General features: G+C 52.9%; 22 protein-coding genes. 13 read left to right on the forward strand and 9 right to left on the reverse strand.

What is annotated here, in order from left to right:
- Positions 1-10: 10 nt before the first annotated feature.
- Positions 11-520 (reverse strand): hypothetical protein, encoded by a 510-nt coding sequence (locus tag IPJ96_00470; protein MBK7908830.1) that lies wholly within the window; start codon positions 518-520, stop codon positions 11-13.
- Positions 521-623: 103 nt separating this feature from the next.
- Here IPJ96_00470 and IPJ96_00475 point away from each other — a divergent pair, with 103 nt between their 5' ends.
- On the forward strand, positions 624-2060 hold the full coding sequence (locus IPJ96_00475) for an insulinase family protein (protein ID MBK7908831.1): 1437 nt from the start codon (positions 624-626) through the stop codon (positions 2058-2060).
- Positions 2057-3625: an insulinase family protein gene (locus tag IPJ96_00480; protein MBK7908832.1), complete on the forward strand. Its 1569-nt coding sequence runs from the start codon at positions 2057-2059 to the stop codon at positions 3623-3625. Before IPJ96_00475 ends, IPJ96_00480 begins: the two co-directional genes overlap by 4 nt.
- Before the next feature lie 61 nt (positions 3626-3686).
- On the opposite strand, the gene IPJ96_00485 is transcribed toward IPJ96_00480, so the two are convergent.
- Complete coding sequence (locus IPJ96_00485) at positions 3687-4196, reverse strand: ferritin (protein MBK7908833.1); 510 nt, start codon at positions 4194-4196, stop codon at positions 3687-3689.
- Positions 4197-4370: 174 nt separating this feature from the next.
- On the opposite strand from IPJ96_00485, the gene IPJ96_00490 reads away from it, so the two are divergent.
- The 4 genes from IPJ96_00490 (at position 4371) to IPJ96_00505 (ending at position 9532) form a co-directional block, all read left to right on the forward strand.
- A complete protein-coding gene (locus IPJ96_00490; GenBank protein MBK7908834.1) occupies positions 4371-6578 on the forward strand; it encodes a transglycosylase domain-containing protein in 2208 nt (735 codons plus the stop codon).
- 46 nt (positions 6579-6624) lie between these two features.
- Positions 6625-7323, forward strand: coding sequence for a CoA transferase subunit A (locus IPJ96_00495; protein ID MBK7908835.1), 699 nt, complete (start codon positions 6625-6627; stop codon positions 7321-7323).
- 75 nt (positions 7324-7398) lie between these two features.
- Positions 7399-8058, forward strand: coding sequence for a CoA transferase subunit B (locus IPJ96_00500; protein ID MBK7908836.1), 660 nt, complete (start codon positions 7399-7401; stop codon positions 8056-8058).
- A 55-nt stretch (positions 8059-8113) separates the two neighbouring features.
- Positions 8114-9532, forward strand: coding sequence for an MBOAT family protein (locus IPJ96_00505; protein ID MBK7908837.1), 1419 nt, complete (start codon positions 8114-8116; stop codon positions 9530-9532).
- Between the two features lie 255 nt (positions 9533-9787).
- On the opposite strand, the gene IPJ96_00510 is transcribed toward IPJ96_00505, so the two are convergent.
- Positions 9788-9928, reverse strand: coding sequence for a hypothetical protein (locus tag IPJ96_00510; GenBank protein ID MBK7908838.1), 141 nt, complete (start codon positions 9926-9928; stop codon positions 9788-9790).
- Between IPJ96_00510 and IPJ96_00515 the strand changes: the two genes are divergently transcribed.
- The gene (locus IPJ96_00515) at positions 9903-10835 is read left to right on the forward strand and encodes a hypothetical protein (GenBank protein ID MBK7908839.1); all 933 of its coding nucleotides are present in this window, start codon (positions 9903-9905) and stop codon (positions 10833-10835) included. The two genes, IPJ96_00510 and IPJ96_00515, sit on opposite strands and share 26 nt — an antisense overlap.
- Before the next feature lie 6 nt (positions 10836-10841).
- Here the strand turns inward: IPJ96_00515 and IPJ96_00520 are convergent, their stop codons facing one another.
- Positions 10842-11360: a hypothetical protein gene (locus IPJ96_00520; protein MBK7908840.1), complete on the reverse strand. Its 519-nt coding sequence runs from the start codon at positions 11358-11360 to the stop codon at positions 10842-10844.
- 79 nt (positions 11361-11439) lie between these two features.
- On the opposite strand from IPJ96_00520, the gene IPJ96_00525 reads away from it, so the two are divergent.
- Genes IPJ96_00525 through IPJ96_00535 form a run of 3 tightly spaced genes read left to right on the forward strand, consistent with a single transcriptional unit; the run spans position 11440 to position 15014 of the window.
- Entirely contained in the window at positions 11440-12387 is a 948-nt protein-coding gene (locus IPJ96_00525; protein MBK7908841.1) for a glycosyltransferase family 2 protein, read from the forward strand.
- Between the two features lie 9 nt (positions 12388-12396).
- A complete protein-coding gene (locus tag IPJ96_00530) occupies positions 12397-14286 on the forward strand; it encodes a hypothetical protein (GenBank protein ID MBK7908842.1) in 1890 nt (629 codons plus the stop codon).
- Positions 14283-15014, forward strand: coding sequence for a glycosyltransferase family 2 protein (locus IPJ96_00535; GenBank protein MBK7908843.1), 732 nt, complete (start codon positions 14283-14285; stop codon positions 15012-15014). Before IPJ96_00530 ends, IPJ96_00535 begins: the two co-directional genes overlap by 4 nt.
- A gap of 127 nt (positions 15015-15141) precedes the next feature.
- On the opposite strand, the gene IPJ96_00540 is transcribed toward IPJ96_00535, so the two are convergent.
- From IPJ96_00540 to IPJ96_00555, 4 genes are all read right to left on the reverse strand, one after another.
- On the reverse strand, positions 15142-15981 hold the full coding sequence (locus IPJ96_00540) for a T9SS type A sorting domain-containing protein (GenBank protein MBK7908844.1): 840 nt from the start codon (positions 15979-15981) through the stop codon (positions 15142-15144).
- Between the two features lie 116 nt (positions 15982-16097).
- Positions 16098-16469 (reverse strand): VOC family protein, encoded by a 372-nt coding sequence (locus tag IPJ96_00545; protein ID MBK7908845.1) that lies wholly within the window; start codon positions 16467-16469, stop codon positions 16098-16100.
- Between the two features lie 98 nt (positions 16470-16567).
- The gene (locus tag IPJ96_00550; GenBank protein MBK7908846.1) at positions 16568-16759 is read right to left on the reverse strand and encodes a hypothetical protein; all 192 of its coding nucleotides are present in this window, start codon (positions 16757-16759) and stop codon (positions 16568-16570) included.
- 89 nt (positions 16760-16848) lie between these two features.
- On the reverse strand, positions 16849-17508 hold the full coding sequence (locus IPJ96_00555; GenBank protein MBK7908847.1) for a hypothetical protein: 660 nt from the start codon (positions 17506-17508) through the stop codon (positions 16849-16851).
- A gap of 173 nt (positions 17509-17681) precedes the next feature.
- Between IPJ96_00555 and IPJ96_00560 the strand changes: the two genes are divergently transcribed.
- The 3 genes from IPJ96_00560 (at position 17682) to IPJ96_00570 (ending at position 21232) form a co-directional block, all read left to right on the forward strand.
- Positions 17682-19463, forward strand: a complete 1782-nt coding sequence (locus IPJ96_00560) for an ABC transporter ATP-binding protein (protein ID MBK7908848.1) — start codon at positions 17682-17684, stop codon at positions 19461-19463.
- A 78-nt stretch (positions 19464-19541) separates the two neighbouring features.
- A complete protein-coding gene (locus IPJ96_00565; protein MBK7908849.1) occupies positions 19542-20240 on the forward strand; it encodes a glycosyltransferase in 699 nt (232 codons plus the stop codon).
- 5 nt (positions 20241-20245) lie between these two features.
- Entirely contained in the window at positions 20246-21232 is a 987-nt protein-coding gene (locus IPJ96_00570) for a DUF288 domain-containing protein (GenBank protein MBK7908850.1), read from the forward strand.
- A 103-nt stretch (positions 21233-21335) separates the two neighbouring features.
- Here IPJ96_00570 and IPJ96_00575 read toward each other — a convergent pair whose 3' ends face one another.
- A complete protein-coding gene (locus tag IPJ96_00575; protein ID MBK7908851.1) occupies positions 21336-21926 on the reverse strand; it encodes a DNA-3-methyladenine glycosylase 2 family protein in 591 nt (196 codons plus the stop codon).
- Positions 21927-21956: the final 30 nt, after the last annotated feature.

Genomic DNA, 21956 nt, shown 5'->3' on the forward strand with positions numbered 1-21956 from the left:
CTGCTTCGCCTCAGGTAAATCTCCGCCCGCTGCTTTTTCTCAATCGTAGAATGATGGCTCCTTCCGCCAACGCGAGCAAGGCGAAGAACCACAGCCACGCGCTTCGACCGCTCCTTCCGGATTTATACTTCGTCAGCTCCGCCTCGTAACGCGCGGCCCGGGCCGTCATCGTGTCGGATACGGCCTGTAGGTTCCGGATACGGTCCGCGTCGCGGGAGGCATCGTAGGTCATGCTGACCCGTTCGAAGGTGCGTTGATCCAGCATACGATCGAGCAGCCGGATGATCTCGTTGTCGGTCTCTACGATCGCTGCCAGACGATCGTGCGAACCTTTCAGGTCGGTCTTGGTACGCTGGCCGAAGATTCCGCTTTTTTGCTGCAGGCTGCCCGTGTATTCCCGGAATTGCGCCGCGCGACCTTCGAGCAGGTGGATCAGTTCGGCTCGTTCGGCGGAGTTTCCGTTCGCAAAGGAATTCAGGGAATAGCAACAGCAGGTAAGGACCAGGAAGTGTCGTAGCATCGTAACCATTAACGTAATTTAAGAATCCTTATTGGTCCTGCGATGAAACGGGTACCGCCTTTTCGATACCTTCGCAGGACACGCATCTTTATCAAGATCCTACATGAGAAGAATCATCCTGCTGCTGTGTTGCAGCATTGCCCTCCTGGCGCAGGCGCAAGCGCCCAAGAAGAAACCGGTTCCCGCGCAACCGGCTTCCCCGAAGCCCGGCCCCGCCCAGACAAAAGCGATCAACGCTCCCGCGCCGGCACCCGACATCAAGAACAAGGTGCTGCCCTACACCATTCACCAGAAAAAAATGGCCAACGGGCTCAATGTGGTAACGATCCCGTTTGAAAGTCCGGGCGTTGCGGCGTTCTACATCGTCGTACGCGTAGGTTCGCGTGACGAGATCGAACCGGGAAAGACGGGCTTTGCTCACTTCTTCGAACACATGATGTTCCGTGGCACGAAGAAGTATCCGAAAGAAGCATACAGCGAGGCGCTGAAAATGACCGGCGCTTCCGCCAACGCGAATACCAGCCTCGACCGTACGGTTTATCACATGACCGGCGATGCCTCCAAACTCGAGAAGATGTTTGAGTTGGAAGCGGACCGATTCATGAACCTGAGTTATTCGGAACAGGATTTCCGGACAGAGGCCGGAGCGGTGAAGGGCGAGTACACCAAGAACTCCTCCAGCCCCTACACACGGCTGAACGAGAAATTGCAGGAGACCGCATTCGACCAGCACACCTACAAGCATACCACCATGGGTTTCCTGAAGGACATCGTGGATATGCCCAATCAGTTCGCCTATTCCCGCCAGTTCTTTCAACGCTACTACCGACCCGAATACACCACCATCCTGGTCGTGGGCGATGTAACGCCGGCAGGTGTCGAAGCGCTGTCGCAGCGTTACTTCGGTACCTGGCAGCGCGGCACGCACGTTAACAAGATCCCGTCCGAACCGGCACAGAAAGGTACCCGCTACGCGCACATCCAGAAGAGCGGATTCCCACCGTACCTCAGCCTGAATTTCCGTGGCCCCGGTTACTCCGACAGTCAGAAGGACGTCGCGGCACTGAACATCCTTGGTTCGGCCCTGTTCGGTGAAAACTCGCCCTTGTATGAAAAGTTGGTGATCAACGAGCAGAAGTGTCGGGAAATCGACGGAGGCATCTTTCCTACGCGAGATCCTTTTCTCTTCAGCGCCGACGCTTCGCTGGTGAATGCAGCCGATATGAAGTATGTACAGGAGCAGATCAACCTGGCGCTTGCCGGGGCGAAAGAAGCTCCGATGGATCCCGCACGGATCGATCAGGCACGCCAAAACATCCGCAACTCGTTCGCCATGCGGATTGACAACCCAACTTCGATTGCCGAAGCGGTTAGCAACTTCATCTGGCTGACGGGAGATCCCGAATCGATCAACCGGTATTACGACCAATACGAACAGGTGACGCCGTATGACGTTCAGCGTGTCGCCCAGCAGTATTGCGTTTCCGAGCAGTGTACCATTGGTACGATTTCCCCTTCCGAAAAATCCGATCTACAATGAACCGCCACTTCACCCTACCGATGAATATCCGCATCCTGGCCCTGCTGCTTACCCTGAGTTGCTGCGTTTCGACCGCCCGCGCGTTTGAAACGATTGAACTCCGTCAGCCCGGCACCAATAAGATCGCCATCCGGCTGATGTTCCGGAACGGCTCCGCCTGCGACCCGGAAGGCAAAGAAGGGTTGATGTGCCTGACGGCCAGCCTTCTCACCGAAGGCGGCACGGAATCGATGTCGGCCGCCGATATCACCAAAACACTTTATCCGATGGCGGTCCGCATGGGCAGTTCCATCGATAAGGAAGTCTCCATCGTTTCGTTCGAGTTCCTCAAGGAACACTTCGAGCGCTTCTACCCGATTTTACGCGACATGGTGCTGGCGCCGGGATTCCGCCAGGAAGACATCGACCGGGTTTCGTCGAACCAGTTGAATTATCTCACCGATGTCATCCGTCAATCCTCCGACGAAGAGTTCGGCAAGAAGTGGCTCGAAGCGAGACTGTTTTCCGGAACACGCTACGCGCACCTGGTAGAGGGCAGCGTTACCGGTTTGAAGGGCATCACACGCGGCGATATCACGGACTGCTACAAGACCTACTTCACCCGCGGCAATTTATTGCTGGGGATCGCCGGCGACTATACGACCGAACAGCTTTCGCTCCTGCAATCCGACTTGCAGAAGCTCCCGGACACTCCGGTCAAGTGTAACTTCGGATCCGTAACGGCTCCCTCCGGTTTTCAGGTGAGCATCGTTGAGAAGGAAGGAGCCATGGGTTCGGCCATTTCCGCCGGATTCCCGATGAGTCTGACCCGGTCCAGCGACCAATTCGCGGCCTTGATGATCGCCAATTCCTGGCTAGGCGAACACCGTAAATCGTATTCCCGTCTTTACCAGAAAATCCGGGAAGCCCGGTCGATGAATTATGGCGACTACACGTACATCGAATGGTACGAGAATGGCGGTTCCAACATGTTGCCCCCTCCGGGCACGCCGCGCAGCATGAACTACTTCTCGATCTGGCTGAGACCGGTACAGACGGTCACGAGTCTGAAGAGCCAGTACCCGGAACTCAAGGACATCGAAATCGGTCATTCCCTCTTCGCTTTGCGCATGGCCATCCGGGAGATCGATCAACTGATCAAAACCGGCATGTCGGAAAAGGATTTTGAAGAAACCCGTTCGTTTCTGAAAAGCTACACGCGCCTGTATGCACAAACGCCCGCACGCCGGCTTGCCTACATGATGGACTCGCGTTTCTATGGCCGTCAGGACTGGCTCAACGAATTGGGCAAGCTGTTGGAAAAAGCCACACTCGATCAAGTGAACGGGGCGATCCGCGAATTCTGGCAAACGAAGAACCTGCACATCGCGATCATCACCGAGCCGAAAGAATCACGCGCCATCCAGAATGCCCTGGCGGAACAGCGCTCAACGCCGGTATCCTATTCCAATACCCTGTCGGCTACCCTTCCTGCATCCATTCTGGAAGAGGATAAACTGGTCGAGAAATACCCGCTTCCTCCGGCGACCGTGGAAGTCGTGACTTCAGACGTACCCTTTCAATGATCGATCGGGGACTGAAACAAAAAAGGCGACCGTATGGTCGCCTTTTTTGTTGACGGCTGAATCAACCGTTACCTTCTTCGGCCACCGAAAGCTGGCTGAGGTCACGATCGAACAGGTACATGCCGCTCTTGTCGCCGCCGATCATCTTCAGCTTGTCGAGCACCGTACGCGCAAGTCGCTCCTCTTCGATCTGTTCGGATACATACCACTGGAGGAAGTTGTGCGTGGTGTAGTCTTTTTCCTTCAGGCACTCATCGACCAGCTTGTTGATCTCGGCCGAAACGCCGACCTCGTGCTCGAGGATCTGCTCGAACAACTGTTGTACGTTCTTATAGGAGGATTGAACGGCTTTGAGGGTGGGCACCAGCGCGTGTCCACCACGCTCGTTGATGAACTTCATCAACTTGAGCATGTGCATCCGCTCTTCGTCGGAATGTTTATACAGGAAGTTGCTCACGCCTTCGAATCCCTGTACCTCCGCCCAGGAAGCCATGGCGAGGTAAACATTGGAGGAGGAAGCCTCCAGTTCGACCTGCTTGTTCAACAGGGTATTGATCTTCTTGGAAAGCATATTGTCGGTTCTGTTTTTCTCAGCAACAAAATTAGTCGAAAAATAGTTTACCCGGCGGCGTCTGCCCGGCGGGACGCAATGAAATGTTGGTTCTTCCGTTGAATACTCGGCGATCCCGGAGGGGCTGCCCCCTTCGAAATCCGTAATTTGGAACCCTTATTCCCCAGATCCCACATGCCTGCCGCCTCCGGTAATAAATCACGCCTCGTCCTGCTTATCTGGATCGTGGTCCTTGGCCCCTTGTTCCTGCTATCCGGCTTGATGTTCTTTGCCTACAAAGGGTGGGTCGGAGAACAGTTGCCCAGCTTTGAGGAACTGGAAAACCCGAAGAGCGCCCTGGCCTCGGAGATCATCTCTTCCGACCAGCAATTGCTGGGAAAGTATTTCATTGAAAACCGTACCAACGCGCACTACTACGAACTGTCGCCCAACGTCATCCAGGCGCTCAAAGCCACGGAGGATATCCGTTTTGAGGAGCATAGCGGCGTGGATCTGCGCGGTTTGTTACGGGCGGTATTTCGCGCAGGTACCGCTGGTGGCGGCAGTACCATCACTCAGCAATTGGCAAAGAATCTCTTCCACGAAAAACCCGGCAATAAGATCGAGCGGGTTATCCAGAAGATACAGGAATGGATCATTGCCGTACGCCTCGAACGCCGGTACACCAAGGAGGAAATCATGGCGATGTACCTGAACACGGTCGAGTTCAGCAGCAACGCCTTTGGTATCAAATCCGCTGCCCGGACTTATTTCGGAAAGGGTCCGGACAGCCTGAATGTGCAGGAGTCGGCATTGCTGGTAGGCATGTTACAAGCCCCGACACGGTACAACCCTGTTCGGAATCCGAAGAACAGCTTTGCCCGCCGGAATGTCGTATTGGGACAGATGAAGAAGTACGACTTTCTCACCGAGGAGGCGTTCGACTCGATCAGCGCCTTGCCCATCCGGCTGAACTACCATCAGGAGGACCACAACTTCGGGCTTGCCACTTACTTCCGGGAAGTGATGCGGGAAGAATTGTTGAAGTGGTGCAAAGAGCATATCAACAATTCAACCGGTAAGCCTTACAGCCTCTATACCGACGGTCTGCGGATATACACCACCATCGATTCGCGGATGCAACGGTATGCCGAAGAAGCCCTGCGCGAGCACCTGACGGAGAAGCAAAAGCAATTCTTCGAACACTGGAAAGGCAAAGAACCCTGGAAAGAACATCCCGAAGTTGTAACGGAAGGAATGAAACGTTCCGACCGCTACATCACCATGAAGGCTGCCGGCGCATCGGATAAGGAGATCCAGAAAGCCTTCAACAAGAAAACGGAGATGACCGTCTTTTCCTGGAAAGGTCCGATCGACACCGTCATGACCCCGCTGGATTCGGTCAAATATCACAAGAAGATCCTCCAGGGTGGATTCATGGCCATGGAACCGCAGACCGGTTATGTACGGGCCTGGGTGGGCGGCAACGATTATCGTTTCTTCAAGTACGACCACGTAAAAGCGGGTCGTCGCCAGGTCGGTTCGACCTTCAAGCCTTTCCTCTACACGCTGGCGATGCAGGAAGGCTATTCACCCTGTTACAAAGTACCGAACGCACGCGTCTATTTCGATCTTCCGACCGGTGAAACCTGGTCGCCCGAAAACGCCGATGCCAAATACGGAGGCATGCTGACCCTGAAAGAAGGACTGGCGGAATCGGTGAACTGCGTATCGGCTTACCTGATGAAGCAATTCGGTCCTCAGGCCATGATCGAGATCTGCCGGAAGATGGGTATCTCCGCCCCGATCGACGCGGTACCTGCGATCTGCCTGGGTACACCTGACGTATCCGTGTACGAAATGGTCGGCGCCTACTGCAGCTTCGCGAACAAAGGCGTCTGGACGGAGCCGACCTACATCACGCGCATCGAAGACAAGAACGGCAACATCCTGCAGGAATTCGTGCCGCGCAAAGTGGAAGCCATCAATGAAGAGACCGCCTACCTGATGCTCAACCTGATGCAGGGCGTGGTACAATTCGGCACCGGAGCGCGGCTGCGCGGACAATACAAACTACCCTACCCGATTGCCGGTAAAACCGGAACGACGCAGAATCAGAGCGACGGCTGGTTCATGGGCATCACGCCCGACCTGGCCGCAGGTTGCTGGGTCGGCTGCGAGGACCGGATTGTTCACTTCCGGACACTGGAACTCGGGCAGGGCGCCCGTACCGCCATGCCCATCTGGGCCTTGTTCATGCAAAAAGTCTATGCAGATGCCAACATCAAGATCTCCAAGGGCGAATTTGAAGCGCCCAAAGAGAAGCTGAGCGTTGAGCTCAATTGCGACAGGTACGTGCAGCAGGGCGGTAGTTCCGGAGAAAATCCCGACAAGGATTTCTAAGCGGAATGCCGCCGGTTGCTTAATTTCGTCAAAGATTTCCTGCGATATGAAGAAAGTCGTCAAAGACGCGGACGCCGCCATTGAAGGCATCCAGGATGGTATGACCCTGCTGGTGGGAGGCTTCGGACTCTGCGGCATACCGGAGAATTGCATTGCCGCGCTGGTACGCAAAGGCGTAAAAGGGCTGACCTGTATTTCTAATAATGCAGGAGTCGATGATTTCGGCCTGGGGCTACTCCTGCAGCATCGTCAGATCAGGAAAATGATCTCGTCCTACGTAGGAGAGAACGCGGAGTTTGAACGTCAGATGCTGAGTGGTGAGCTGGAAGTGGAATTGATTCCCCAGGGTACGTTGGCTACCCGTTGTCTTGCCGCAGGATACGGCATGCCCGCGGTGTTCACGCCCGCCGGAGTAGGCACCGAGGTCGCGGAAGGAAAAGAAACCCGCACCTTCAACGGAAAAGAATACCTGCTGGAGTACGCGTTCGACGCGCCCTTCGCCATTGTGAAAGCCTGGAAAGGCGATACCGACGGCAACCTGATCTTCCGGGAGACCGCCCGCAACTTCAATCCGCTCATGGCGATGGCCGGCAAAGTGACCATCGCGGAAGTGGAAGAACTCGTTCCCGCGGGCGAACTGGATCCCGATCACATCCACACGCCGGGCATCTACGTCCATCGCATCTTCCAAGGTCCCGTTTATGAGAAACGCATCGAACAGCGGACGGTCCGGAAGCGGGGCTGATCGAAGGTCTTAGCCGATTTCCCCAGATGAGTAATTGGAATTGCCACAAGTTTCTAAAGTCAATCATCGCGAGCCATGTTAGATAAGAACGGAATCGCCAAACGCATCGCCCGGGAAGTAAAGGACGGGATGTACGTCAACCTCGGCATCGGGATCCCTACCCTGGTTGCCAATTACATTCCCGCCGGCGTGGAAGTAGTGTTGCAATCTGAAAATGGATTGCTCGGTATCGGACCTTTTCCGTTCGAAGGCGAAGAAGATCCTGATCTGATCAATGCCGGCAAGCAGACCGTTACGACGCTGAAAGGCTCCTCGTTCTTCGATTCCGCCATGAGCTTCGGCATGATCCGCGCCGGAAAGGTCGATCTCACCATCCTGGGCGCCATGGAAGTAAGCGAACAGGGCGACATCGCCAACTGGAAGATCCCGGGTAAGATGGTGAAGGGAATGGGCGGGGCGATGGACCTGGTCGCTTCCGCCAAGCACATCATCGTGGCCATGCAACACGTCAACAAGGCCGGCGAATCGAAGTTGCTGCCGGAATGTTCACTTCCCCTCACCGGTCGCAGGTGCGTCAAGAAGATCGTCACCGAACTGGCCGTATTGGACGTACTGCCGGAAGGAGGCTTCAAACTACTCGAACGCGCACCGGGGGTAAGCGTCGAAGAGATCGTACGCTCGACCGCCGGCAAGTTGATTGTCGAGGGCGAGATCCCGGAAATGAAACTGGATTGACCAAACGGCCGGGGCACCAACCTCGGCCTTTTCTTTCCCCAATATTCGCCTATAGATGGTTTTCAGCAGCGCACTCTTTCTGCTGTACTTCCTGCCCTTGTTTCTCCTGGTTTATCACATTGTTGGTGAACGGTGGAAGAACGGTGTTATCCTGCTTTTCAGCCTCTTTTTTTATAGCTGGGGCGCACCCCGCTTCGTCTTCGTGCTTCTGGCGTTGACAGGCATCGATTTTTTCATCGTGCGCAAGATGTACGGAACAACGGATCGAAAACGCAAAAAAGCCTGGCTGGCCGCGTCCGTTTGCATCAACATGGGTCTGCTCTTTTATTTCAAGTACAGCAACTTTTTCATCGAGAATGTCAATACCGTCTTGAGCGTCCTGGGCTTCCACTCCATTCACTGGACCAAGCTGATCCTGCCAATCGGCATCTCCTTCTTTACCTTCGAAACACTCACCTACAGCATCGACGCCTATCGGGGCATCATCCGACCGCTGAAACGGCTACCGGACTATTACCTCTATATTTTCCTTTTCCCAAAACTGATCGCCGGACCGATCGTGCGCTTCACGCTTATCGAAGACCAGATGCATCGGCGCACCGTGCTGGAAGATGATCTCGTTGCAGGGTTTCTTCGCTTTTGTCTCGGGCTTGGAAAGAAAGTCCTCATAGCCAATACGATGGGTCGTGTAGCCGATGAATTGATCGCTGCGCCGGAAGCCTGGGACATGGCCGTCTCCTGGACCGCCTTACTGGCCTACACATTTCAGATCTATTTCGACTTTTCCGGCTACTCCGATATGGCGCTTGGCATCGGACGGATGATCGGATTTCGGTTTCCGGAAAACTTCGACAACCCCTACACCAGCAGCAGTATCACGGAGTTCTGGCGTCGGTGGCACATGACGCTCGGTTTCTGGATGCGGGAATACCTCTACATTCCGCTTGGCGGTAACCGCGTAAAGAGCAAGACCCGGTTGTACTTCAATCTGTGGGTCGTTTTTCTGCTCAGCGGACTATGGCACGGCGCCTCCTGGAATTTCGTCGTATGGGGTGCTTACCATGGTTGCTTCCTGGTACTGGACCGGATGTTTCTGCTTCGATGGCTGGAGAATACTCCGAAAGCGTTTTCGGTCGCGCTTACGTTCTTCCTGGTAGCAGTCGGCTGGGCATTTTTCCGAATAGAGGACTTCCAACTTCTGGGGAATTTTCTCCAAGCTCTCTTTTCCTTCCGGGGACAATTGCCAGTTGCGGTACTCGATGCGGAGGTTATCACCACCTTCCTGATCGGAGCGCTGTTCGCGTTCTTCATCATCCTACCGGGTGGCAAGCTGATCCAGCAATGTGTTTACTATCCACAGGCGATCGTACGTTGGAGAATTCCAGTTCTGCTCGGAGCTGCGGCTTTGCTGGGTGTTTCCCTGGCTTACATCACTACCAGCAATTTCAACCCTTTCATTTATTTCCGGTTCTGATCGACCATGACTATCCGGCGCTCGACATCCTTTCTTTTCCTGATGGCGGTTTTCGCGCTGCCCTTGTCGCAGCAGCTTTTTTCCTGGGCGCGATTGGTAAAGCTTCATGGTGATGTTCGGTATGCCTCGGACACTGTTCTCACCTGGCGCGGATGGTTGGATGAATCGTTTCAGAAAAAGAAAGATGCCTGGGTCAACGACTCTTTCGGATTCCGTTCGGAGTTTGTCCGCTTGCACAACCAGCTCCGCTATTCCTTATTCGGCCTGCCCGGCGCACAGGCGGTGGTGGTAGGCAAAGCGGGTTATCTCTACGAAGAAAATTACATCAAAGCCGTTACCGGTGACGACCTGCTCGATACGCAAACGATAAATCGACGCTGCGACGCCGTCGCCCACGCTGCCCGGATACTTCCAACAGGAAAATATCCTGCTGCTGGTCATCCTGGCTCCGGGGAAGGGAAGTTATTATCCCGAGTTCATTCCGGAACGATACGGTTCTCCTGCTGCCGTAACCAACTACTCCCTTTGGAGCGACGGGTTGCAAAAGCGTCATGTAAACCTACTGGATTTCTATGCCTGGTTCAGATCAATGAAAGACACCAGCAGGTTCCCGCTCTACCCGAAGACCGGCGTCCACTGGAGCCAGTACGGTGTTTGCCTTGCCATGGATTCGACGGTACGCTTCCTGGAGCGCATGACAGGAGAAGACTTTCCGGAAATCCGTTGGGATTCGATCGAGCGAACGCGTTCGCCGCGTTACGATGATAAGGATATCGAAGATGGCATGAACCTACTCTTCCCGCTCGATCATCTTGAGATGGCTTATCCGAACATGACAGTCGCTCAGAACGGTAAAGCGCGAGTCCCGGTATTGACCATCGCAGATAGTTATTACTGGCAATGGTTCGGCTCAGGCATTGCCGGGCAGTTGTTCAACCCTGCCGAGTTCTGGTATTATTTCGAAGAAGCTCATGTCTCGGGTTCCCAACAACCACCCAAAAAGATTGCAGATGTCCCCTTCCTGGAAAAGATCCTGCAGCAGCGTGTGATCATTCTGCTTTCTACCGACGCGAATCTGTCACGCTTCGACTATGGCTTTTGTGATCGTCTGATCCGGGAGTTTTCTTCTTCCGGCGCGAATGGGTTCAACGAAGCTCTGTTAAAAAAACAGATGGACGATATCCGACATAGTCCGGACTGGTACAAACAAGTGATTGAAAAAGCTATTACAAAGGGAATCTCAGTAGACTCCATGCTTAAACTGGATGCACAGTGGGTACTGGATCAGAAAGCACGGCAATAGTGAATATCAATATTTAAAACGGACGGTTACATCATCTACATCCGCCTGTTTCCCGGAGGAGTTAAAGACATATAATTTGATCCTGCTATCGCGGTCAAGACCGGGTGGAAAATCACAGATCAACTGATAGTGGACCCATTGTCCAATTTCGCCGGATTCCGGTCGAAAATCCTGAGAACAGTGCACGGTGTTTTTCCCTTCTTTCTCTACCGTACAAACCAGATTAAAGAAACCTCCAGCCTCCCGAACCCGAACCCAGGCGGAATACTCTGCTCCGTTCATTTGTTGTGGCCCCAGTTCGAAAATCGTCCTTGAAAAGGTGATGCTATAGGGATTCAGGCTGTCGGTCGCTGAATAATGGAAACCCGAATGTCCTTCTCCGATCTGTAAGGTCGGCACCCAGTACCAGTTCCCCAATTCCTCGAAATCGTTGGAGAAAACCATCTCCGTCGCCGGTTTTTTACAGGCCGAAAAAAGGATACCGGATATGAGCAGGATGAAAAGCGCTCGAACCTTGGAAATCATCGTATTGCAAAGGTAAGAATTGGTGCCGGGGAAAGGGTCGTTCCGGGGGGATTTTCTATTTTTCGGGCCTGATTTTCCCATGAAAACACTATCGGTCATCATCCCCATTTACAATGAGGAAGGCAATATCCCGCGGCTGTACGAACGCCTGAACGGGGTTGTGCAGCAATTGGGAGTCGATACCGAGTTTGTTTTCATCAACGACGGTAGCCGCGACCGTTCTATTGAGCTCATCCGGGGATTAGCGAGCCGTGACCGCAATGTCCGGTTCATTGATTTCTCCCGGAACTTCGGTCACCAGATCGCTGTCACCGCCGGACTCGATCATTGTACCGGTAAAGCCGCCGTCATCATCGACGCCGATCTGCAGGACCCGCCCGAACTGATCCTCGACCTCTTCGCCAAATGGCAGGAAGGCTACGAGGTGGTCTATGCGAAACGCCGCGCGCGCCAGGGCGAGGGCTTTTTGAAAAAGTTGACGGCCCGGTATTTCTACCGCACACTGAAAAAGATCACCTCGATCAACATTCCCGTCGATACCGGCGACTTCCGCATCATCGACCGTAAGATCATCGAGGTGCTCAAACAGATGCCGGAGCAACAGAAGTTCCTGCGCGGGCAGATCAGCTGGATAGGCTTCCGCCAGACCTATGTGGAATACGACCGGGATGCGCGTCACTCGGGGGAGACCGGTTATACCTACAAGAAAATGATCCGCTTCGCGCTCGACGGGATCACTTCGTTCTCCAACCTTCCCCTGAAGTTCGCCACCCTGGCGGGCTTCTTCGTCTCCGGTGTCGCCTTTCTGCTCATCCTCTATGCCTTGTACGCGCGTTTCGTCACGCGCGACTACGTTCCGGGCTGGACTTCCCTGATGCTGGCCGTGCTGTTCATCGGCGGAGTACAGTTGATCTCGCTGGGTGTGATCGGAGAGTATATCAGTCGCCTCAGCGCCAATATCCGCAACCGTCCGCTCTACATCGTACGCGATTCGAATACCGAATCGGCCGGCGGCGAAACACAATAAGCTTTCTCCATGACCCTACCGAACAATGCCTCCGCCAGGAATCGTACCTCGCTCGTAGCGCTCTTCCTGGTGTTGGCCGGCATCCTCGTCGGACATTTCACGCTACCCCGGCTCAAGCATCAGTACTATACACAGGAACTCACTTTCGATGTAACCTCGTATTACCTGTACCTGCCGATGACCTTCATCTACGATGATCCCGGCATCCGCAACAAGGCAACCATCGACACTCTCTTTGCCCGCTATAACCCCAGCCCGACCTTTTACCAGGCCTTCGAACTGGAGAACGGCAACCGGGTGATGAATTACACCTGTGGTTTCGCATACGCCTACGCACCCTTCTTCTTCTTAGCGCACTCCTGGGCCACCGGCAGCAACTATCCGGCTGATGGATTTTCATTCCCTTATCAGTTCCTGGTCGGACTGGGCGTCTATTGCTACATACTATTCGGCTGGATCATCCTTCGAAAACTCCTGTTGCGCTATTTCAGCGACACCGTGACAGCCCTTGTGCTGTTGTTCACCTGTTTCGGAACCAACTACTTCTCCGAAGCGGTCAACAATTACCTCCAGCCGCACGCGATGCTCTTCACCGGTTATACGGTACTCCTGTACTGCATATCGAAATGGCACGAACAACCGAAACGCAAGTACATGGTCGCAGGCGGTCTGGTCATGGGCTGGATGGTGCTGTCAAGACCCAGCGAGATCGTTTGCGTGTTACTACCCTTGCTATGGGGCGTTTACGACAAAGAGAGTCTGCGGGCCAAGTGGGAATTGGTCCGGAAAAACTTCTCCCATGTGTTGATCCTGGTTGTCTGCGGAATTGTCGTGTTCATCCCGCAGTTTATCTACTGGCACAAGGTGACGGGCAGTGCGATCTTTTTCAGTTATCAGCGGACCGAAGGGTTCGACTTTTTGAAACCGCATATTCTGAACAACCTGTTTTCCTTCAAGAAAAGTCTTTTCGTTTATACGCCGATCCTCCTCTTCCCGTTGATCGGATTATTCCTGATCCGCCGCTACAACCGCTATATCCAGTGGGCCGTTGTCGCTTACGCAGCCGTCAATTTTTATTTGCTGGCCAGTTGGGCGGCCTGGTGGAACGGCGGAAGCTTCGGGATGCGCTACTTCGCAGAATCGTATGCGGTAATGACGCTTCCCTTCGGCTACGTCATCACCGAACTGGGCAAACGTCAACGCTGGCTACGTCTGTTGTCGGGCGCGGCCTTGAGCTTCTTTGTTTTCCTGAATCTTTTCCAGACCTGGCAGTTCCTGCACTGGATCATTCCGGACGACCGGATGACCTTTGCCTACTATAAGCGGATTTTCCTGAAGACCAAGGTTACAGACGATGACCGAAAGCTCATGGAAGTGGAACGTTCATTCGCCGCGACGGAAACCTTCGACAACGAACAGGTGTACGATCATTTCACGCAGGCATTCTACGACTTCGACAGCCTGAACTCCGGTGTGCTGGATCCTTCACGGACCGATACCACATTCGCTTACTCCGGCAAACATTCGTGTAAGCTGTCTCCTGAGTATCCCTACTATCCAACCTACCGGATCCGTTACGACCAATTGGTCCCGTGGAACAAGGACCATGTATGGTTGCGGGTCTCGTGTTGGTATTATTCGAAAACCGATATCCGGGAAAATCCCGCATCGCTGGTCATCGTGATGCCGCATAAGAAGTATAACCTCAAATACCGGGCATTCGACTTCGAACAGCAACCCTTCGTGCCGGGCCAGTGGAATAAGATAACGGCCGATTACATGACGCCGAGACCGTATTCAGAAGCTGATAAATTCGAGATCTATGCCTGGTACCGCGGCAATTCAGAAATCTGGATTGACAACTTTCAGGTCGAAGCTTTCGTAAGAAAAGATCCATGAGCACGATGAGTCCTTATACCCTTTCCATCATCGTTCCCGCGTACAACGAGGAGAAAACCATTCGCACCATCCTGGAAGAAGTTAACGAAGTGACGTTGATTGGCGGCGGGAAAAAAGAGATCGTGGTGGTCAACGATTGTTCACGCGACAAGACCCGGGAAACCGTCGAGGCGTACAAATCCGAACACCCGGACCAGCACATCAGCCTGTTCAACCAACCCGTCAACATGGGGAAAGGCGCCGCGCTACGCAAGGGCATCGAGCTGGCTACCGGTGATTTCATCATCGTGCAAGATGCCGACCTGGAATACGATCCGCACGAATTCAATTTGTTGCTTCGCCCCTTGATCGAAGACAAGGCCGACGTAGTCTACGGGTCCCGGTTCATGGGCGGACGTCCGCACCGGATCCTCTTCTTCTGGCATTCGCTCGGGAATAAATTCCTGACGATGTTATCGAATGCCTTCACCAATCTCAACCTCACCGACATGGAAACCTGCTACAAGATGTTCCGTGCACCGGTGATCAAGGGATTGCAGTTAAAGGAGAACCGCTTCGGTTTTGAACCGGAGGTGACAGCCAAGATGTCGCGGGTAAAAGGCGTGCGGATCTATGAAGTGGGCATCTCTTATTATGGCCGCACGTACGCCGAAGGAAAAAAGATCGGCTGGAAGGATGGCTTCCGGGCGATCTGGTGTATTATCAAGTACAACCTGTTTTCGCGTTGAGTAGTGGTAGGATACTATTTACTAACCGCCGCTATGTAGTTCTTTGCGTTTTCCTAACCGGGAAAGTCTAATTTTTGCCCGGCAACCAGTATCTGGTTATTCAGTTTTTCAAATTGATTGGTGTACATCATCGTAGCACCACGGTGCTAACGGCTCGAAACCGATCAGATTCAAGTTTCAAAAAGTAAAATCCCGAAGCCAGTGCATCGACAGACAATCGAATAGGACCTGTCGATTTCACTTGTTCAGAAATAAGTATCCGGCCGAATCCGTCTAAAAGACGTAACCGGCCGCCAACAGCCGGAAATGGTGCTTCAATAGTAATGATGTCTCTGGCCGGGTTCGGGAAAACGTGCAGGGTCAGAACTTCCGGAGCATCATTGAGCCCGACGACCTGACCCGCACACATAGAATCTCCACTTACCAGGTTGATCGCACCGTCATAGATTGTCAATGCCCCAACGTTGGCACCAACTCTGAGCCATCCGTAATGGGGTTGGTTCTGAATCAACATCTTGAATGGATAATATTCAGGATTGATTGATTCCGGTTCACACAAACCGGCGGGACCCATCTGGCCGAACATGATCGCATTGTACATATTCGTGGAACCAAAACAGGATCCCGAATCAAGATAAAGCGGACTACAGGCGGAGGGTGAATCCGCAAACGCATTGCCGGTGTCGGTTCCGGTAATGTAAGCGCGATAATTCCAACAACACTGCTGATGAATAAACTGAAACCACGACCAGGCCGCAGCGGTGAAGTCCGTCACACCATCCTCATTCATGTCCAATGCAAAAGTGTCCCGATTTCCTTCAGGGTAAGCGGACAATTCGATATCCGGATTGAAGTCAATATAGTGAATCTGCGCATCGGACCTGGAAAAGATCAGCAGCAATAACAATGTAAGTATGCATTGTTTCGACTTAATGAACTTGGTAAATTGAAGAAGCAAGCTGAACATGATGGAAGATTTCAGATGTTTTTCCTGAAGTAATATTGTCGCACTATTAGCAAAGATAATTGTCTAAATGTTGCAATATCCTCTGTTGAAGCTACAGCTCAGGCTAAGGGATAATTCTACACATGTTGATCGATCAGAATCACATTCCCATCCGGATCGCTGATCACGAAGTGCGCCGGCCCGCTCGGTCCGGCCTCTACCCGCTTGACCGGTGAAAAGCCCGCGGCCATCACCTTCTTTTCAATTTCGCGAACATCGGTAAATCCCGGAATCGTCTGCGCGCTCTCATCCCAACCGGGATTGAAGGTGAGCATGTTTCCATCAAACATACCCTGGAACAAGCCAACCAACGCGTTTCCGTTTTTCATGATGTAATACCGATGCTCTTTCGTTCCGGCAAACGCGCTGAAACCAAGCGCTTCATAGAACTTCTTACTGGCTTCGAGATCTTTTACGTTCAGGCTGATGGAAAAGGCTCCCAGGTGCATGGTGTTTGAGTTTTAGGAGCATTAAGTTAGCGCTTTCCCCTGAATGAACTGAGCAGTTGGAAAATATCCTATTGAAATCGTGCCAATGGGCTGGCATCTCATTTACTTTTAATGTTTATCTCGGTAACCTTGTCGTTTTCAAAAACAATTCTGATCGGAAAAACATCCCTTCCGCGGATGCTCTGAGGCTTCCCGAATAATAGGGCTTCTCGCCTATAATTTTGCTTTATTGTCACCCCTTCAGATGCCCTGGGGGGGCCAAGAAGTTTTCTAACATCTTGTTGTGTCATGCCAATTCGAACTTTATCTACACGGTTACTTGGCTCGGAATAGACCCAATAAACGAACAACAAAGCTGCGATGAAACCTAAGATAAAAATCATCTGCTATTGAAATCATTCAACAATTTTACTGCTGCTTCCCACGTCAACCTCCTTGATTGTCTTTCTAATGGGTAGTTCGGGTGAGGCAGAAACACAATTGGATAGCTCCCAGATTTACCTCTTAACTTGCCTACTAATACTACCAAATTACCTCTTTTTGAAACTACACTTTCCCTTTGCACCCCCACCATTACTTTGGCATGATCGATTAACCAATTTCTAAGAACTGTTGAAAAACAGATCATTAATTTTGGTCTAATAAAATCAATGAGTTCAAGAAAAATTGATGCGCAGGAAACAATATCCTGCTCAGGAATATCCTTCTGTTTCTCTGATCTAAAGAAGCAAAAATTCGTTTGCATCAAATCCCGCTCTCCAATATTGAAATACTGTTCAATTAAAGGTAAAACTCGTTTCAATGAACCCCAATCATCAGATTTCAAAGGAATCGAAGTTTGTTTTTCGTAAGTATGCCCTTTCCGTGCGCCCCAATTAAAGCCTACCATCAGCGCTCCGCCACACCGGATTGGGCTTCCCATCAAGGCGTAATTCCACCTTGCAGCCTTCGGATTTTGTGAAATTTTCGATTGATTCCAAGCCGAGTCCAGTTGTTCGTATAAATTTCTCAGAAACTGATTCTCTGAACTCATCATCATTCTTATTCCATTCCTTGATCGATGATCAAAACTACAAAATATCCAGCTTCATTGATTGAAGCTTCAATTGCTCTTTCATTTTTTAAAAATGGAAATCTTTTCGACAAACTCAGTGTGAAGAATTCATCCTGCGAAGTTACCGGAGTATTCGAAGATCAGCTAGCTTAGCACAGATGCTTCCCTTGCTCCAGGTAGCCCATCTCATCACCGAATTCCCTTCGGATGAAGGCACGTTCACAGCTGTGAACGACGTCAGTTTTTCCCTCCAACAGGGGGAGACCGTCGGCATCGTGGGTGAATCCGGTTCGGGAAAGTCGGTAACCTCGCTCTCGATCATGCGGCTATTGGCTTCGCCGGGACGTATCCGCTCAGGCTCCATCGTTTACCAGGCACCCGGTAAAGAAGCGGTGGATCTTACGCGTATGGAGGAAGCGGCACTGTGTCGTTATCGGGGCAAGGAGATCGCCATGATCTTTCAGGAGCCCATGACCTCCCTTAACCCGGTTTATTCATGCGGCTTCCAGGTGGCTGAGGCACTTATCCTGCACGAAAAGCTCAACACACGGGAGGCACGCGAACGAACGATCGAACTCTTTCAAGAGGTCGCACTACCCCGGCCCGAACAACTTTATGACGCGTATCCGCACCAGTTGTCGGGCGGACAAAAACAACGTGTCATGATCGCGATGGCCATGAGTTGCCGGCCTAAGGTGCTCATTGCGGACGAACCGACTACCGCGCTCGATGTGACGGTACAGGCGACCATCCTCGACCTCATGCGCCGGCTGCAGGAAGAGCATCGCATGGGCATGCTGTTCATCACCCACGACCTGGGTGTCATTGCGGAAATTGCGCAGCGCGTCGTGGTCATGTACAAAGGGCGCGTGGTCGAACAAGGGACCGTACAGGAGATCTTCGCCAACCCGAAACATCCTTATACGAAAAGCCTGCTGGCCTGCCGACCGCCGCTCGATCGCCGGTTGCGTCGACTTCCGGTCGTGAACGACTTCCTCGAAGAACAAGCCGACGGATCATTCACGGACAAGCAAGGTGTGGTCGAACACCTGAATGCGCAGGTGATATCGTCCGAAGAACGCGCCGCCCAGCACCAGGAGCTCTACAAAACCGAACCGATCCTTCGGGTCGATCACCTGAATACCTGGTTTCCCATTCGAAAGGGATTATTCGGAAAGACCAACGACTATGTGCGTGCGGTCGATGACGTCAGCCTGGTCGTTCATCCCGGCGAAACACTCGGACTGGTCGGCGAATCCGGCTGCGGCAAGACCACCCTCGGCCGTTCCATCCTCCGACTTATCGAACCTACTTCCGGTTCAGTACATTTCAAGGGGACCGACTTCCTCGCTCTTCAGGGTGAGGAACTACGCAGGATGCGTCGCCACATCCAGATCATCTTTCAGGATCCGTATTCGTCACTCAACCCCCGTTTGACCATCGGCGCCGCGATACTGGAACCGATGCAAGTCCACCGGCTTCACGCGAACGATCGTTCCCGTAAAGAAAAAGTGATGGACCTGTTACGCAAAGTCGGATTGCGCGAAGAACACTACGATCGCTATCCGCATGAATTCAGTGGCGGGCAACGCCAGCGGGTCTGTATCGCGCGGGCACTTTCGCTGGAACCCGAATTCATCATCTGCGACGAGTCCGTTTCTGCACTGGATGTCTCGGTTCAAGCCCAGGTCCTTAACCTGCTGAATGACCTGAAACGGGAATTCGGATTCACCTACATTTTCATTTCACATGATCTGAGTGTGGTACGCTTCATGAGCGATCGAATGATCGTAATGAATAAAGGTAAGATCGAAGAACAAGGCGATCCCGATCAGATTTATCAATCGCCCTCAACCGAATACACCAAACGCCTGATCGCGGCCATACCGGCAGCCGACCCCGAAGCGGCGGCCCGCAAGCGCTTGTTGGCCACACGTTAACCCTACCCTGCTGTTTTTCTTACCTTCGCCCGGCGTATGTCCAGGTTTCCGAACATGAACTGGGCCGTGGTGGTTCCCATGGCGAATGAAGAGCCCGACTTCGCGCCGTTTGTCGAAGCGTTGACCGCTCAACTCGATGCACTCGGTTCGGGCAAGGTCTACTTTGTCGTTGACAACGTTTCCAAAGACCGGACCCTCGAACTTTGCAGAAAACTCAGTGCACAGGATGCCCGCTTTGTCACGATCTGGGCACCGGAGAACCGCTGCGTAGTCGATGCCTACCTCCGGGGGTACAGGGAAGCATTACGAAACGGTCACGAATTCATCCTCGAAATGGATGCAGGCCTCTCACACGATCCGGCAACACTGCCGGCCTTTCTCGAAAAGCTTGCCGGGGGTTACGAATGCGTATTCGGTAGTCGGTTCATTGAGGGGGGATCGATGGGGGACTCGCCACCAAAACGTGTACTGCTTTCTCGAACCGGTACAGTGCTTTCCAATCTGTTGCTGGGTACGACCCTACACGATATGACCTCCGGCTATCAGGGATTTCACCGCAGAATCGTCGAGCGGTTTTGTGAAAAGCCACTCTTGTCACGCGGGCATTTTTACCAGACCGAATTGCGTTACCTGCTCCGTCGATACAAGGGAGTCGAAGTGCCGATTCGTTATAAAGCCCCATCTCCCCGGGTGTCCGGCGGCTCGATCCGGAATTCACTCGAGACCCTGCTGCATTTCTGGTGGCGTCGGCTTACCTTTCGGGCACAATCACTTTGATCTGTATGACCAGTCTGATCATCACCTCCATTTCCGCTCCGAATGCCGTGCTGCGTCGTTTTGCGGAAGCCTGTCCTCAACATGGCCTTGACTTTATTGTCATTGGAGACGTAAAATCACCTGCCGATTTCTCGCTACCGGGTTGCCGGTTCGTATCCATCGAGGAGCAAGACACGCTCGACTTCCGGCTGGCGCGGATTCTTCCCAAGAAACACTACGCGCGCAAAAATCTGGGCTACCTGCTGGCCTGGAAAAGCGACTGCATCATCGAAACGGATGATGATAATTTTCCGTACGACACGTTCTTCACACCACGTAACCGATCGGTTGAGGCATTCACCGTTGGCGGAAAAGGCTGGGTGAATGCGTATGACTATTATTCCGACGACAAGCTTTGGCCGCGTGGGTTGCCCCTGGAGGCGATCCACAACCCTACACCTCCGCTTTCCCTGACACGACAAGCCGTCCTTGCTCCGGTCCAGCAGGGACTTGCCAATGAAAATCCCGATGTTGACGCGGTGTTTCGTATGACACGGGAACTCCCGGTGAATTTTCGTTCGGCGCCCCCGGTAGCACTGGGCGAAGGCGCCTGGTGCCCCTTCAACAGCCAGAACACTACCTGGTTTCCGGAAGCTTTCCTGCTGCTCTACCTGCCTTCCTATTGCAGTTTCCGCATGACCGATATCTGGCGCAGCTTTGTCGCACAACGGCTGCTGTGGACCTGCGGCTGGCCCATGCTTTTTCACGAAGCGACCGTTTGGCAGGAACGGAACGAACACAACCTGCTGCGCGATTTCTCGGACGAAGTGCCGGGATACCTGCACAATGCCGCCATGGCACATGCGCTGGAGGAACTTGACCTGAAATCCGGGCAAGAACACCTTTCCGAAAATTTATTCCGTTGCTACCAGACACTCACTGAACGGGGCTGGGTCGGAAAAGAAGAGCTACCGCTGGTAGAAGCCTGGATCCAGGACGCGGAAATCCGTTGATGGTTTCGAGTTTCCGGTTCAAGTAAGCAGGATGGTTGATGGGGAGTCCTCAATAATGGAAATCCAATTTCAACGCGAAACCCGGAACCCGGAACCTGGGACTTCATTCATCCTTCCATTGCCACAGATACATGCTCGCCAACGTCCGATAAGGCGACCAGGCTGAAGCGATCTTTTCCATACGAGCGATCATTTTTTTCTTGTCGGTCGTACGGAGTTTGTACAACTTGATCATTGCCTGTTGAATTCCGAAATCTCCCGATGGAAACACATCCGGGCGGGCGAGCGAAAACATGAGGATCATCTGCACGGTCCATACGCCAACGCCCTTGATCTTGGTCAGTTCTTCGATCACCTCCGCGTCGCTCATCTTTTGGAGCAGCGCGTCGCTTAATCCCTGCTCGATAAAATGTCGGGCCACTTCTTTTACATAGATCGCCTTCGCATTTGACAGACCTATTGCGCGCAAGGTCTCGTGAGGGGTTTCGAGAATTTGTTCGGGCGTAGGCTCTGCTTCGCCGTAGAGTTCCAAAAACCTTCGGTGCAAGGTGTCCGCCACCTTCGTGGATAACTGTTGCGACATGATGGCAGAACAGATGCGTAAATAGATCTGCTTCTTGCGACGCAATTTCTTCGGGCTGAATTGACGATGCAATCCGGCCATGACCGGATCACGTTCAAATACTTGATCTATGGAAGGAGTCATCACGGGCGGCATCGCGAT

This window comes from Bacteroidota bacterium, from assembly GCA_016713765.1.
Taxonomy (GTDB): domain Bacteria; phylum Bacteroidota; class Bacteroidia; order AKYH767-A; family 2013-40CM-41-45; genus Pollutiaquabacter; species Pollutiaquabacter aromativorans.